Below are 15133 nucleotides of genomic sequence, written 5' to 3'. Positions count from 1 at the left end.
GCAACATGAACATCCCGATTGTTTGCGACATGGTAAATGGCACTGAATGGACTGGGTAACGGGTGAATATGAACTCTTCGAAGTAACGGAACCTGCCGTTCAGACCCTGCCATTCGTCTATAATTCCCCCCATAGCGGCCGCTGCTACCCCATCTCCTTCTTGGAATCGGCAAGGCTCGATTCGCATGAGATCCGCCGCTCCGAAGATCACTTCGTCGACGAGTTGTTCGCGGCGGCGCCGGAGATCGGCGCGCCGCTTCTTAAAGCGAATTTCCCGCGCGCCTATCTGGACGTCAATCGCGAGCCCTACGAACTCGATCCCCGCATGTTCGACGGCACGCTCCCGCCTTACGCCAATATCGGCTCCATGCGGGTCGCCGGCGGCCTGGGCACAGTGCCGCGCATCGTCGCCGAGAATATGGACATCTATGCCCACCGCCTGCCCGTCGACGAGGCGCTTTCGCGGATCGAGACGATTTACAAGCCCTATCATGCCTGTCTGCGCCGCCTGCTTTCACGCACCCACGCCAATTTCGGAATGGCGGTGCTGATTGACTGCCATTCCATGCCGGGCAATATTCGCGTCGCCGGCTCGAATCTGAGGCCGGATGTGATCATCGGCGATCGCTATGGCACCAGCGCATCCCAGGAAGTCTCCCGCGCCGCGCTGCATTTTCTTGAGGAACTGGGTTTCGTCGCGGTCTGCAACAAACCCTATGCCGGCGGCTTCATCACCGAACATTACGGCCGGCCAATCCGCTCTCTCCATGCACTGCAGATCGAGGTCAACCGAGCGCTTTACGTGGATGAAAAAACGCTTTTGAAAAAAGCCGATTTTCCCGCCATTCAGGCGTCGCTTGAAATCTTCATGCGCCAGCTCGGCGCCTTCGTTTCCGAATACGCGATAGAAACGTCGCTCGCTGCCGAATAGCAGCGCGAATCATCCGCTATTTCAATTTTTATCCCGTATCGTCTGGCGGCCCGCCGGACAAAAAAAACCGCGCCTTGGCGCGGTCAAGTCTAGGGAGGAAACACCCAAGGAGGGTATTTACAGTCAAAGACTGCAGGATCACGCTACGTAGTAATTGCACAATTGTCAATCATTTTTTTATGTGCATATTTTTTAGGCTTATGCTGAAAATATGGAAACACCGGTACCGCCATTCGTATGAGTGGACGGCGGATGTGATTCCGGTCTATGCATTGCCCCACAAAATTCAGACCAAATATCCAGGCAATGAGGTTTCGCATGCTGCCCGACCGGGATTTCTTCTTCAAACTTGCCGATGCCGCCAGCGCAGAAACGCTCCCCCGCTTTCGCACGGGCATTGCCGTCACCAACAAGCAGGATGGCGGCTATGATCCGGTGACAGAAGGCGATCAGGCGGCAGAAACAGCTATTCGCGCGCTTATCGAACAGCGTTTTCCGCAGCATGGCATTCTGGGCGAAGAACACGGCAATATTGGTCTCGACCGCGATCACATCTGGGTCATAGACCCGATTGACGGCACACGCGCCTTCATTTCCGGCGTGCCTGTCTGGGGCACGCTGATCGGTTTCCAGTCCGCCGGCCGCGCCACCATGGGCATGATGGACCAGCCTTTCACGAAGGAGCGTTATTTCGCCGATGGCGAAGCGGCCTGGTATTTCGGGCCGGATGGCGAGCGGAAAATCCACACGCGCGACTGTGTGTCGCTATCGGACGCCGTGCTGTTCACTACGACACCCCACATCTTTACTGCGGAAGAAAAGCCCTTCTACGAAAAAGTACAGGATCAGGTCCGCCTTTTCCGCTACGGCGTGGATTGTTACGCCTATTGCCTGCTTGCGGCCGGCCACGTCGATTTGGTGATCGAATCCGGCTTGAAGCCCTATGATGTCGGCGCGTTGATCCCTGTGATCGAGCAGGCCGGCGGCATCATGACGACCTGGGATGGCGGGCGTCCGGAAAATGGCGGGCGCATTCTGGCGGCCGGCTCCAAGGCCGTGCACGAAGAAGCTCTTGCCATTCTCTCGAAACTCTAGGCAGCCCGCTTAAGCGGCCATCACTCCGGCGCGAAAAAGGCGTCGATGGCCGCCAGCGCCTGTTTGCGGAAAACATCGCGCTCATGCAGCAATTCGTGGCGCGCACCGGTGATCGGAAGAAGCTGCGCTGCCCGGAAATTGCGTGAGAGTTCTTCCTGTGCCTTGTAGGGCGTAATGGTATCCAGCATCGGCGCCAGAATGAGGGTCGGAATGGTGATATTCGTCAGATGGTCCTGGGTGACCACCCGTCCCATGGTCTTCAGCGCCTCATAGACCCAGCGCGCCGTCGGCGCACCGATGAAAAGCTCCGGAAACTGCCTGTGCAGCGAGAGATTTCTTGCAAAACGTCTGGAGTCCGAGGTGAGCGGATTGCCGTCAAAATCCCGCTCACGCTGATCCTTGCCGAGCTGAACCCGCCCGAGGCCAACGAGACTTAGAGCCGTCGCCACCACCCGAATGACGGATGAGGGGACGGATTGCTGGCTGTCCAGCTCGATGAAGGGCGAGCAAAGCGCCAGACGGTCGATCCGGTTCGACAGGCCGGGCGCGGCGGCAAGCGCTGCAAGCGCGCCGGTGGAATGCGCGATCATGAAGAACGGCAGCCGCGTATCCGGCAACACCACCTGTTCGAGAAAAAGGCCGATATCACGCTGGTAGTCGGAGAACCTTCGCACATGCCCGGCGCCCGGTTTTTTCAGCAATCTTTCGGAACCGCCCTGCCCGCGCGTATCGAAGGTCGCAACCCAGAAACCCATGGCGGTGAGATCGCTCACCGTTTCGAAATATTTCTCGATACATTCGTTCCTGCCATGTAGCAGAACCACGGTTCCGCGGGCCACCTGGCGGCTGGCGCGAAAGATCGCATAGCGAAGCTGTTTGCCGCGATAGCCGGTAAAATATCCGACGGTATGGTTGTCGGGAACCGGGTTGTCTTCGCTGGCGCGCAATGTGGCTTCGATCATCGGTCTTTTCCGGCTTTTCTGCCTCTTCGGGATAGGTCGGCGGCGCGGGAAGGTCAAAGAAAAAATTGCCGGAACCGTCGGTTAAAGCAGTCGCGGTTCCGGCGAATGAGACAGAAGAAGAAGGGACGTTATTGCTTCTGTCCACGGAGAATGTCTCCGATGACCGATGTTTTATGGCTCTCAAACTGAACGATGCCGGAACCTGACGTTCAGCCATGGTTCATGTTGCTTTCGCCTTTTCACGCCCCCTTGACGCGGCGGCAAGCCATTCCCATCTCATTCATGCGGTCGCCAGAACGGGACCGCGCCAAATGTCCGGCCGTCGCCAGAACGGGATGCCGGGCTTAACCGCAAACAGTCGCTTCTTAAGGAGGACACCATGCGTCACGTTGATTTTTCCCCCCTCTATCGTTCCACCGTCGGCTTCGACCGTCTTTTCTCGATGCTTGACGGCCTCGGCCAGCCCGAGCAGGCCCAGTCCTATCCGCCCTACAATATCGAGCGGACCGGCGAGAACACCTATCGCATCACCATGGCCGTCGCTGGTTTCGACGAGAACGAACTCAGCATCGAATCCCGCGCCAATGCGCTGACTGTAAAAGCCGAGAAATCCGCGGATGAGAAATCCACGGAAGGCGAGTTTCTTTATCGCGGTATCGCCACGCGCGCTTTCGAGCGTCGCTTCCAGCTTGCCGATCACGTCGAAGTCCAGACCGCTTCCCTGAAGAACGGCCTGCTCCACATCGACCTCGTCCGCAATATTCCGGAAGCCATGAAGCCGCGCCGCATTGCGATCTCGTCCGACAGCGCAGATGCGCCGAAGACCATAGAAGCCCAGATTTCGCCGGCTCAGGTCAACTAAGCTTTCCTTCATGCAAAACGAACGGCCCCTTCATGGGGCCGTTTTATTTGCGGAGAACCCTCGCGTCAGCGGCTGGAAGCAGCCGCGCCTTCCGTGGCAACCGGTTCCGGCATCGCCGCTTTTTCATGGGCCTTGCGCGCGTAACGCTGAGCCAGAACCGCGCAGACCATCAGCTGAATCTGATGAAAAAGCATGATTGGCAGGACGATCGCGCCGATGCTCTGGCCGGCGAAGATGGCGCCCGCCATGGGCACGCCGCTGGCGAGGCTCTTTTTCGAACCGCAGAAGGTGATGGTGATTTCATCGGCCTTGTCGAAACCCAGCAAACGGCTGCCGAACATCGTCACGCACAGAACAAGCGCCAGCAGCAGGATATTGATGACGATGACCACGCCAATATCCCTGAGCGAAAATGTGTGCCAGATGCCTTCGATAACCGCATCGGAAAAAGCGAGATAAACGACCATAAGGATGGAGCCGCGATCGACCGGCGCCAGCAATTTCTTGCGCGCCCTGATCCAGTCGCCGATCCACGGCTGCAAAACCTGACCGACGATAAAGGGCAGAAGCAGTTGCAGGAAGATTTGCAGAAACGCATCCAGCGAAAATCCACCGCCATGGCCGCCCACCGTAAACAGCAGGCCGACCAGCAGCGGGGTGAGGAACATGCCGAAAATATTCGAAGCGGAGGCAGAACAAATTGCCGCCGGCACGTTTCCGCCCGCCATGGAGGTGAAGGCAATGGAGGACTGCACGGTGGATGGCAGCACGCAGAGGAACAACATGCCCATATAAAGCGGGGCAGGCAGAATATTCTCGGGAATGAAACCGATCGCCACGCCGAGCAGCGGGAACAGGCCGAAGGTCACGAGAAGGATTGCCAGATGCAGGCGCCAGTGCAGGATACCGGCAATCACCACATCCCGGGAAAGCCGCGCGCCGTGGAGGAAAAACAGCAACGCTATCGCGAGTTTTGTCGCCAGCCCGAAATACTCCGCCGGCTCACCGCTGATCGGCAAAATGGAAGCCAAAAGTACGGTGGCCACCAGCATCATGGTGAAGCGATCAGGTAGGAAGCGGGTCATGGGAGGTCTTTCCGGCATCGGTTTTGCTTGAAACGCGCGTTACTATCGCTCATCATGAATTCCGATGCAAAGATTAACAGTTATCGCGATTCAGGATAATGCTGAACCTTCAACATCTTGCCAGCTTCGTCATGCTTCAGCAAACCGGCAGTTTCACGCTTGCTGCCGAGCGGCTGGGCATTGGCCAATCCACCGTCAGCCAGCATATCCAGAGGCTTGAGGCCGCACTTGGCCGCCGGCTGATCGCGCGCAGCACCCATCAGGTAAAACTGACGGGTGAAGGTGAGGCGCTGCTGGGTTATGCCCGAAATATGCTGGAAATCGACAGCAAGGTGTCGTCACTGTTCAGCGAGAACCGTCTACGCGGACGGTTGAGGCTTGGCGTTTCAGAAGATTTCGTCGCCAGCCGGCTGACCGCCATTCTGGAAGAGTTCATCCGCCTTTATCCCCTCGTAGATCTGGAACTGACGGTTTCGCTGAGCGGCGTGCTTTACCAGATGCAGGACAATGGTGAACTGGATGTGGTGCTCGCCAAACGCCGTCTTGGCGACAAGCTCGGGCACTTTCTCTACCGCGAACCGCTCGTGTGGCTGGCGCGCGACCCGGAGCGGATGCTGAACCAGCCGGATGCGCTGCCGCTGATTGCCTTTCCGCCGCCGAGCATCACCCGAAAGGCGGCGCAGGAGGCGCTCGACCGGGCCGGCCTCGCCTGGCGGATCGTCTGCACCTGCGGCAGTCTCAGCGGGCTGACCGCGGCAGCAAGGGCGGGCATGGGCATTCTGGTGCAGCCGCGCAGCATGGCACCGGCAGGCCTGAAGGAAATTACCTCAGGCGTGCTACCGCCTCTGGAGGACGTGGAATTCGTGCTTCAACCAAGCAAGGGCGCGGATGCGAAGCTGGTGCGCGCGCTTTCCGATCTCGTTTCCAGCAAGAGCATCGCACCCGGCAGTTTCGTGTAGCCTGTTCAATTCTCCCGTCGCGACAGGCAGCGGCCGACGCTATCGCGCCAGCCGGCAATGGCGTCTTTCCTTTCGGCCTCTTCCATTGCGGGGCTGAAACGGCGATCACGCCGCCAATGCTCGGCGAAGGCCTTGCGGTCCGGCCAGATGCCGGCGCGTGAGGCGGCAAGCCAGGCCGCTCCAAGAATGGTCGTTTCCAGAAAAATCGGCCGATCGACCGGTGCCGCAAGAATATCCGCCAGCCGTTGCATGGTCCAATCGGAAGCGACCATGCCGCCATCGACCCGGAGCACTGTCTTGCCGTTGTCTCCCGCCCAGTCCTTGCGCATGGCGTCCAGCAGGTCGAAGGTCTGATAGGCGACGCTTTCCAGCGCCGCGCGGGCGAATTCCGCTGGACCGGTGCCACGCGTCAGCCCGAAAATCGCGCCACGGGCCTCCGCGTCCCAATAGGGCGCGCCAAGACCGGTGAAGGCCGGAACCAGATAGACACGCTGATGGGCGTCGGCCTTTTCCGCAAGTGCGCTAACCTCGGAAGCGACCGAGATGAAACCAAGCTCATCGCGCAGCCATTGCACGGCGGCACCGGCAATGAAAATGGAGCCTTCCAGCGCATAGGTGGTGACACCGTCGAGACGGTAAGCGATGGTCGTCAGCAGCCGGTTGGTCGAGGCGACGCGATCCGTGCCGGTATTAAGGAGCGCAAAGCAGCCCGTGCCGTAGGTGGATTTCATCATGCCCGGCTCGAAGCAGGCATTGCCGATGACGGCTGCCTGCTGGTCGCCGGCCACACCCAGGATCGGAATTTCCGCGCCCAGCAGCGACTTGTCGGTCACGCCGAAATCGGCGGCGCAATCCAGCACTTCCGGCAGCATGGCGCTGGGAATGTCGAGGATCGACAGAAGCTCATCGTCCCATGTATTTTCTTCGATATTGTAGATCAGCGTCCGCGAGGCATTGGTGGCGTCGGTGACATGGCGGCGGCCGCCAGTCAGGCGATAAATCAGGAAACTGTCGACAGTGCCGAAGCAGATTTCTCCCTTCACGGCTTTTTCGCGAAGACCGCTGACGCCGTCCAGAAGCCATTTCAGCTTCGTGCCGGAAAAATAGGGATCGAGCAACAGACCGGTCTTTTTCGAAAACAGCGGCTCAAGTCCCCAGCGTTTTAGATCCTCGCAGATGGGCGCGGCGCGCCGATCCTGCCAGACCACGGCCCGATGCACGGCCTCGCCCGTGTTCCTGTCCCACAGTACCGTCGTTTCGCGCTGGTTGGTAATGCCGATCGCCTCGATATCGGAGGCGGCGATGCCGGCATCGGCAAGCGCCAGCCGAATGGTTTCGAGCACGCTTCTCCAGATATCCTCGGCATCGTGCTCAACCCAGCCCGAGGCCGGGAAATGTTGCGGAAATTCTCGCTGCCCGACACCGATGACCCGCATGTCGCGATCAAAGACCATCGACCGTGTCGATGTCGTCCCCTGATCGATCGCCAGAATATAACCGCCCATCATGCCACTCCCTTTCAGACGCAATGACCGGGGCGGCAAGCCGCCCCGGTTTCAGATTTTACGCAGACATTACTTCTGCCAGCTTTTGACCAGTTCGTCGTAATTGACGGTGACCGGCTTTTCCTTTTCGTCGGCTATCTTCAGCTGCGGCGCCAGATTGCCCTTCGAAACGGCATCCTTGTTCCAGTATTCGATATCGTGCTCTTCCGCCAGCTTCGGGCCGATATCGCCCTGCACGCCAGCGCGTTCCAGACGGCTCATGACCTTTTCCTGCTCGGCGCAGAGAGAGTCCATCGCGGCCTGCGCGGTTTTCGCACCCGACGAAGCATCCCCGATCGCCTGCCACCACAATTGCGCCAGCTTCGGATAATCCGGAACGTTGGTGCCGGTCGGCGACCATTGCACGCGGGCCGGCGAACGATAGAACTCGATGAGACCGCCGAGCTTGGAGGCCCGGTCCGTGAAGCTCTTGTGGTGGATGGTGGTGTCGCGAATGAAGGTCAGGCCCACATGGCTCTTCTTCACATCCACGGTCTTGGAGGTCACGAACTGCGCGTAGAGCCAGGCGGCCTTGGCGCGGTCGTCGGGGGTGGATTTCATCAGCGTCCACGAACCCACATCCTGATAACCGAGTTTCATGCCGTCCTTCCAGTAGACGCCATGTGGCGAAGGTGCGACACGCCATTTCGGCGAACCGTCCTCGTTCACGACCGGCAGGCCGGGTTTGGCCATATCGGCGGTAAACGCCGTATACCAGAAGATCTGCTGGGCGATATTGCCCTGCGCCGGCACCGGACCGGATTCGGAGAAGGTCATGCCCTGCGCCTCCGGCGGCGCATATTTCTTCAGCCATTCAAGATATTTCTCGATGGAGTAGACCGAAGCCGGACCGTTGGTATCGCCGCCGCGCGCCACGCAGGAGCCGACCGGCTGCGACTTGTCGTTGACCTTGATGCCCCATTCATCGACGGGCAGACCATTCGGCAGGCCCTTGTCGCCGTTGCCGGCCATGGAAAGCCAGGCATCTGTGAAGCGCCAGCCGAGCGACGGGTCCTTCTTGCCATAGTCCATATGGCCGAAGACCTTCTTGCCGTCGACATCCCGGCCGGTGAAGAATTCGGCAATATCCTCATAGGCCGACCAGTTGACCGGCACGCCGAGGTCATACCCGTATTTAGCCTTGAAATCGGCCTTGTTCTTTTCATCGTTGAACCAGTCGTAACGGAACCAGTAGAGGTTCGCGAACTGCTGATCCGGAAGCTGGTAGAGCTTCTTGTCCGGCGCCGTCGTAAAGGCGCTGCCGATGAAGTCCTTAAGGTCGAGACCGGGATTGGTGACGTCCTTGCCTTCATTGGCCATGAAGTCGGTCAGGTTGCGCACCTGCTGGTAGCGCCAATGGGTGCCGATGAGGTCGCTATCGTTGACCCAGCCGTCATAAAGGTTTTGGCCGGTCTGCATCTGGGTCTGGATTTTTTCGACAACGTCACCCTCCTGGATCAGGTCGTGCGTGACCTTGATGCCGGTAATGGCGGTGAAGGCCGGGGCCAGAACCTTGGATTCGTATTCATGGGTCGTCAGAGATTCCGAAACGACCTTGATTTCCATGCCCGCAAAAGGTTTCGCGGCATCGACAAACCATTGCAGCTCCTTTTCCTGATCCGCACGGGAAAGGGACGACATGTCGCCGATTTCCTTATCCAGAAACTGCTTTGCTTCCTCCATTCCGGCGAAAGCGGAACCCGTCATTGCCAGCAGCATGGCCGCCGTCGTCGTCATCAAATGCCGTCGCATATCAGTCCTCCCAAGGGTTTGCGATTGCATGAAGTCTGCGGGTGCGGTTTTCCTCCGCCGCACCGTTTCCTGCTCTAGACAAAACGGAAAACGCCGATGGCGTAGACCAAGGATAGAGCGAGAGCCCACCACAGGTTCGGGCCGACCAGCCCGAGCCATGCGAGATGAATGAAGGCGCTGCCGAGCAGCGAGATGAACAACCTGTCGCCCCGCGTGGTCTCGAAGCGCAACAGGCCGAAGCGGGGATTGCCGCCGGGCGAGAGTTGCTCCCACACCCACATGCCGACGAGCAGCACGGCGATAGCGCCGAAAAACGCACCCGTCTGCCAAGTCCACGCCATCCAGGTAAAATCGGGCATCTTCATCATGGTCAAACCCTCCCGAGCGCAAAGCCCTTGGCGATATAATTGCGCACGAACCAGATCACCAGCGCGCCGGGGATCAGCGTCAGCACGCCGGCGGCGGCAAGCAAGCCCCAGTCCATACCGGCGGCCGAAACGGTGCGCGTCATGGTCGCAGCGATCGGTTTTGCGTCCGTCGTCGTCAGCGTGCGGGCGATCAGAAGCTCGACCCACGAGAACATGAAGCTGAAGAAGCAGGCGACACCAATGCCGGAAGCGATGAGCGGCATGAAAATCTTCACGAAGAATTTCGGGAAGGAGTAGCCGTCAATATAGGCGGTCTCGTCGATTTCCTTCGGCACGCCGGACATGAAGCCTTCGAGAATCCACACCGCCAGCGGCACGTTGAACAGGCAATGCGCCAGCGCCACGGCTATATGCGTATCGATCAGCCCGAAAGCCGAATACAGCTGGAAGAAGGGCAGCGCAAAGACGGCGGGCGGCGCCATGCGGTTGGTCAAAAGCCAGAAGAACAGGTGCTTGTCGCCCAGAAAACGATAACGCGAGAAGGCGTAGGCCGCCGGCAGCGCAGCCGCGACCGAAATCACCATGTTCATCACGACATAGATGATTGAATTGATATAGCCCGAATACCAGGACGAATCGGTAAAGATCGTCCGGTAGTTCTGCAACGTCGGCTCATGCGGATAAAGCGTCATGGACGAGACGATTTCCGTGTTCGTCTTGAAGCTCATATTGACGAGCCAGTAGATCGGAACAAGCAGCAGCAGGATATAGATCGTCGGGACCAGCCAGGAAAAACGCGACGGCCCATGGCGGCGACGCCGCGCATTGACGGCAAGTCCGGATCGCCCCGTCGCATTCGCTCTCACCGGCGAACTGCCGATGCCGTTGCGCTCCACGCTTGTGGTGACATTCGAGGCGCTCATGTCTCAAGTCTCCGCGTCGTGGCTGGTCATGACGGTGTAGAACACCCAAGACAGCAGCAGGATGATGAGGAAGTAGATCAGCGACATGGCTGCCGCCGGCCCGAGGTCAAACTGGCCGAGCGCAACCTTAACGAGATCTATCGACAGGAAGGTCGTGGAATTGCCCGGGCCGCCGCCGGTGACGACGAAAGGCTCGGTATAGATCATGAAACTGTCCATGAAACGAAGCAGGAAGGCGATCAGCAGTACCCGCTTCATCTTCGGCAGCTGGATGTACCGGAACACCGCAAAACGCGACGCGCCATCGATCCTTGCCGCCTGATAATAGGCGTCCGGAATGGAGACGAGACTGGCGTAACACAGAAGCACGACAAGGCTCGTCCAGTGCCAGACATCCATGATGACCACGGTGATCCACGCATCGACCGGATCGTTGACATAGTTGTAATCGAGCCCGAGTTGATTGGCGTAATAGCCGAGCAGACCGATATCGCTGCGGCCGAAAACCTGCCAGATCGTGCCGACGACATTCCACGGCACCAGCAGCGGCAGCGCCATGGTGACAAGGCAGACGGGCACGCCGATGCCGGATTTCGGCATCTTGAGCGCGATGAAGATGCCGAGCGGAATTTCAATCGCCAGAATAATGCAGGAAAACAAAAGGTTGCGGCCCAACGCATCCCAGAAACGGGCGGAACGGAGAATGTCCTCGAACCATTGCGTTCCCGCCCAGAAGAACTGGTTATTGCCGAACGTATCCTGCACCGAATAATTCACGACGGTCATCAGCGGAATGACGGCGGAAAAGGCGACCAGCACCAGCACCGGCAGCACCATGAACCATGCCTTGTTGTTCCAGCTCTTTTCCATGGTCAGGCCCCCATCTTTACACGCCAGGAATCGGCGAAGACGCCAATGGCGGCCGGATCGAAGCGAACGCCCGCTTCAGCCGGGATTTCCTCGTCTTCGGCAACGACAATCGCAAGCTTCTGTCCGGCAAACCGGGCGCGCACGATCTTCTGCCGGCCGATATCCTCGACCTTGTCGACAATGATGGGCATGCCGCCCCGTTCCAGCCGGACAAATTCTGGACGGATGCCGATCTCGATGCGTTGCGCTCCCTCAACCTTTGGCGCACCGGCCAGCGGTACGTCGAGGCCGCCGACCATTGCGGTCGCGCCGGCGATACTGGCGGGCAGCACGTTCATGCCGGGCGAGCCGATGAAATAACCGACGAATGTATGGCCCGGCCGCTCGAAGAGCTCAGCCGGCGTGCCGATCTGGACGATCTGCCCGTCATACATGACCACAACCTTGTCGGCGAAGGTCAGCGCTTCGGTCTGGTCGTGGGTCACATAGACCATGGTGAAACCGGATTGCCGGTGCAACCGCTTCAGCTGCGAGCGCAACACCCATTTCATGTGCGGATCGATGACCGTCAACGGCTCATCGAAGAGGATCGCGTTGACATCGGACCGCACCAGCCCGCGCGCCAGCGAAATCTTCTGTTTCTGATCCGCCGTCAGACCACGCGCATGGCGTTTGGCCATGCCGGAAAGATCGGTCATTTCCAGGATTTCCCGCACCCGGCGGTCGACTTCGGCTTCCGGCACATGCCGGTTGCGCAGCGGAAAGGCCAGATTGTCGTAGACCGTCATCGTGTCGTAAACGACCGGGAACTGGAACACCTGCGCAATATTGCGGTCTTCCGTGGCGAAATCCGTCACGTCGGTTCCGTCAAAAGCGATGCGGCCTTCGGAGGGGCGCAGCAGCCCGGAAATGATGTTGAGCAGCGTGGTCTTGCCGCAGCCGGAAGGCCCCAGCAGCGCGTAGGCCCCGCCGTCTTCCCATTCGTGGTGGACTTCCTTCAGCGCATAGTCGCCGGCAGCCTGCGCCTTTGCGTTATAAGCGTGGCGGATGTGATCGAGCGTGATGCGTGCCATGATCGATCTCCCTCAAGCCGCTTTGCCGATGGCGCGGCCATTCGCGTCAAAGGCCATCAGGTGTTTTGTATCGAGAAACAGTTCTATGTCCCTGTCCGGCTCGATGTCGTGAATGCCATGCGCCAGCATGACCCAGCGCCGGCCCGAAAATTCTACATGCACGAAGCTTTCCGATCCGGCGATTTCCGAAATCAGCGTTCGCGCCCGGATCGACTGGCGGGCCTCGCCCTTCGCTTGCGGGAAAAGATGATGCGGCTGGAAAGCGATGGTCAAAGGTCCATCCGGCACGGCGGCAAGATGCGCGGGCACCGCAATTACCGCCTGGTCGGCACGGGTGAATGCGCCGCCCGCCTTGACGACCTCGATGGTATTGAGCGGCGGGTCCGCAAAAATTTCGGCGGTGACGATATCCACCGGACGCCGGTAAACCTCGATGGTGTGGCTGAACTGCGTTACCCTGCCCTCGTTGAGCGTTGCGGTATTGCCGCCCAAAAGCAGCGCCTCGGAAGGTTCGGTGGTGGCATAAACGAAAATGGCGCCGGATTCGGCGAAGATGCGCGGCAGCTCCTCGCGCAGCTCTTCGCGCAGCTTGTAATCGAGATTGGCCAGCGGCTCATCAAGCAGCACCAGATTGGCGTTTTTGACGATGGCGCGGGCGAGTGCTGTGCGCTGCTGCTGGCCGCCGGAAAGATTGAGCGGCGTACGGTCTAGATAGGGCGTCAGCTTCAAAAGCTCGGCGGCTTTCCTCACTTCCCTGTCGATGGTCGCCTGGTCCTTGCCGGCAACGCGCATGGGCGAGGCGATGTTTTCATAAACGCTGAGCGCCGGATAGTTGATGAACTGCTGATAGACCATGGCGACGTTGCGCTTCTGCACCGGAAAACCCGTTACGTCTTCGCCATTGAAAAAGATCGAGCCGGCGCTCGGCTTGTCCAGCCCGGCCATCAGCCGCATCAGCGTCGTCTTGCCCGAAAGTGTCGGTCCAAGCAGGACGTTCAGGCTTCCGCGCTGCAACGTCAGATCGGTCGGGTGAATATGATATTCACCGCCAACCATCTTCGAGACGTTTCGCAATTCAAGCATGGTGATCCAAAGCCTCCTCCGCTTTTATCCGGATCGTCAGATTGCCCTTAAGCGCCCACCTGCAATGTCTTCGACATAATCCTCCAGCGCACGCACCTCTTCCGGGGTAAAAAAGAGGCCCTGCTTGGTGCGGCGCCACAGAATATCCTCGGCCGTCAGCGCCCATTCCCGCGCCATCAGCCAGCGAACCTCAGCTTCGTAGAGCGTACCGCCGAAATACCGCCCCAGCGCCGCCGCCTCTGTGGCATCGCCGATCAGTACCGCCGCATCCGTTCCGTAGCAGCGCACAAGCCGCTCCGCATGACGCTCTTCAAGAAAGGGGTAACGCGACCGCAGCGCCGAAACCTCCGCGTTGTAGGCCTCCGCGCCGAAATTCCCACCCGGCAGATGTGAACCCGCCGTCCATGGCGCACCCTTTTCACCCAGCGCATCGCCAATTTTTTCAAGAGCATGTTCGGCAAGCCGCCTATAGGTGGTAAGCTTGCCGCCGAATATATTAAGGAGCGGCGCTTCGCCCTCCGCCCCTTCGGTTTTCAGCACGTAATCGCGGGTCGCTTCCTGCGCCTTCGATGCCCCGTCATCGAATAGCGGGCGCACGCCGGAATAGGTCCAGACGATATCCTCAGGCTTCACCGGTTCAGCGAAATATTCGCTCGCCGCATTGCAAAGATAGCTGATCTCCTCGTCGCTGATCTTAACAGCCCGGGGGTCGGCGGTATAGTCGCGATCCGTCGTGCCGATCAGCGTAAAGTCCTGTTCATAGGGAATGGCGAAGATGATCCGCCCATCCGGATTCTGGAAAAAATACGCACGCGAATCGGAAAATTTCTTGCGCACGATGATGTGGCTGCCCTGCACCAGGCGGACATTATGGACATTGTTTTTGCCGAATGCCGAGGACAACACCTTGTCCACCCAGGGACCCGCGGCATTCACCAGCATGCGCGCCCGGTAGGTCTTGGCCTCTCCGGCCGCATTTTTCGTTTCGACTCGCCAGAAGGCGCCTTCGCGCCGAGCTGAAACCACCTGCGTGCGGTTGAGGATGAGCGCGCCGCGATTGGCAGCGTCGCGGGCATTCAGCACCACCAGGCGGGCATCGTCCACCCAGCCATCCGAATATTCGAAGGCGCGGGCAAAAATCGGTTTCAAAGGTTTCCCGGCGGGATCGCGGCGCAGATCGAGCGAGCGGGTCGCAGGCAGAAGCTTGCGGCCGCCGAGATGGTCGTACAGAAATAGCCCGAGACGCACGAGCCAGGCCGGGCGCACCCCGCCCTTCTGGAACGGCAGTACGAAGCGCATGGGCCAGATGATGTGCGGCGCCATAGCCCACAGCACCTCACGTTCCATCAGCGCTTCGCGCACGAGACGAAACTCGTAATGTTCGAGATAACGCAAACCGCCATGTATGAGCTTGGTAGCGGCGGAAGACGTGCCGGAGGCAAAATCGTTCATTTCCGCAAGTGCGACGGAATAACCTCTGCCGACGGCATCACGCGCGATTCCGCAGCCATTGATACCGCCGCCGATCACGAAAATATCGTGAATTGCCTCGTCAGACATGAATCCTCCCGCGCTTTCATCGACGCTCTCCCCATCGACATATTGAAAGCACGAACATCTAATTCG

14 protein-coding genes are annotated in these 15133 nt (G+C 59.2%); 4 read left to right on the top strand and 10 right to left on the bottom strand.

The window, feature by feature from the left end; all coding sequences use genetic code 11:
• Nucleotides 1-46 precede the first annotated feature (46 nt).
• Nucleotides 47-931 carry an N-formylglutamate amidohydrolase gene (locus tag PL597_RS09375; RefSeq protein ID WP_137411295.1) on the top strand — a complete coding sequence of 295 codons (885 nt, stop codon included), beginning with the start codon at nt 47-49 and terminating at the stop codon, nt 929-931.
• A gap of 318 nt (nt 932-1249) precedes the next feature.
• On the top strand, nt 1250-2026 hold the full coding sequence (hisN, locus tag PL597_RS09370; protein ID WP_271365013.1) for a histidinol-phosphatase: 777 nt from the start codon (nt 1250-1252) through the stop codon (nt 2024-2026).
• 20 nt (nt 2027-2046) lie between these two features.
• Here the strand turns inward: hisN and PL597_RS09365 are convergent, their stop codons facing one another.
• A complete protein-coding gene (locus PL597_RS09365) occupies nt 2047-2988 on the bottom strand; it encodes an alpha/beta fold hydrolase (RefSeq protein WP_077983611.1) in 942 nt (313 codons plus the stop codon).
• Nucleotides 2989-3367: 379 nt separating this feature from the next.
• Here PL597_RS09365 and hspL point away from each other — a divergent pair, with 379 nt between their 5' ends.
• Nucleotides 3368-3850, top strand: a complete 483-nt coding sequence (gene hspL / locus PL597_RS09360; protein ID WP_003519731.1) for a heat shock protein HspL — start codon at nt 3368-3370, stop codon at nt 3848-3850.
• A gap of 65 nt (nt 3851-3915) precedes the next feature.
• On the opposite strand, the gene PL597_RS09355 is transcribed toward hspL, so the two are convergent.
• Entirely contained in the window at nt 3916-4935 is a 1020-nt protein-coding gene (locus PL597_RS09355; protein WP_077983256.1) for a bile acid:sodium symporter family protein, read from the bottom strand.
• 98 nt (nt 4936-5033) lie between these two features.
• On the opposite strand from PL597_RS09355, the gene PL597_RS09350 reads away from it, so the two are divergent.
• Nucleotides 5034-5894: a LysR family transcriptional regulator gene (locus PL597_RS09350; protein WP_080794657.1), complete on the top strand. Its 861-nt coding sequence runs from the start codon at nt 5034-5036 to the stop codon at nt 5892-5894.
• A 5-nt stretch (nt 5895-5899) separates the two neighbouring features.
• Here PL597_RS09350 and glpK read toward each other — a convergent pair whose 3' ends face one another.
• The 8 genes from glpK to PL597_RS09310 form a co-directional block, all read right to left on the bottom strand.
• The gene (gene glpK, locus PL597_RS09345) at nt 5900-7399 is read right to left on the bottom strand and encodes a glycerol kinase GlpK (RefSeq protein WP_271365068.1); all 1500 of its coding nucleotides are present in this window, start codon (nt 7397-7399) and stop codon (nt 5900-5902) included.
• Nucleotides 7400-7468: 69 nt separating this feature from the next.
• Nucleotides 7469-9190 (bottom strand): ABC transporter substrate-binding protein, encoded by a 1722-nt coding sequence (locus tag PL597_RS09340; RefSeq protein WP_077983254.1) that lies wholly within the window; start codon nt 9188-9190, stop codon nt 7469-7471.
• A gap of 74 nt (nt 9191-9264) precedes the next feature.
• Entirely contained in the window at nt 9265-9558 is a 294-nt protein-coding gene (locus PL597_RS09335; RefSeq protein WP_077983253.1) for a DUF2160 domain-containing protein, read from the bottom strand.
• A 2-nt stretch (nt 9559-9560) separates the two neighbouring features.
• A complete protein-coding gene (locus tag PL597_RS09330) occupies nt 9561-10481 on the bottom strand; it encodes a carbohydrate ABC transporter permease (RefSeq protein WP_077983252.1) in 921 nt (306 codons plus the stop codon).
• 3 nt (nt 10482-10484) lie between these two features.
• A complete protein-coding gene (locus PL597_RS09325; protein ID WP_269823880.1) occupies nt 10485-11351 on the bottom strand; it encodes a carbohydrate ABC transporter permease in 867 nt (288 codons plus the stop codon).
• A gap of 2 nt (nt 11352-11353) precedes the next feature.
• Nucleotides 11354-12424, bottom strand: coding sequence for an ABC transporter ATP-binding protein (locus PL597_RS09320; RefSeq protein ID WP_077983250.1), 1071 nt, complete (start codon nt 12422-12424; stop codon nt 11354-11356).
• Between the two features lie 12 nt (nt 12425-12436).
• Entirely contained in the window at nt 12437-13507 is a 1071-nt protein-coding gene (locus PL597_RS09315) for an ABC transporter ATP-binding protein (RefSeq protein ID WP_077983249.1), read from the bottom strand.
• 36 nt (nt 13508-13543) lie between these two features.
• Nucleotides 13544-15067: a glycerol-3-phosphate dehydrogenase gene (locus PL597_RS09310; RefSeq protein WP_271365012.1), complete on the bottom strand. Its 1524-nt coding sequence runs from the start codon at nt 15065-15067 to the stop codon at nt 13544-13546.
• Nucleotides 15068-15133: the final 66 nt, after the last annotated feature.

Source organism: Agrobacterium sp. ST15.13.013, from assembly GCF_027956525.1.
In the GTDB taxonomy this organism is placed as follows: domain Bacteria; phylum Pseudomonadota; class Alphaproteobacteria; order Rhizobiales; family Rhizobiaceae; genus Agrobacterium; species Agrobacterium salinitolerans.
Note: the sequence above shows the minus strand (reverse complement) of the source record. Positions and strands in the feature narration are given on the sequence as shown.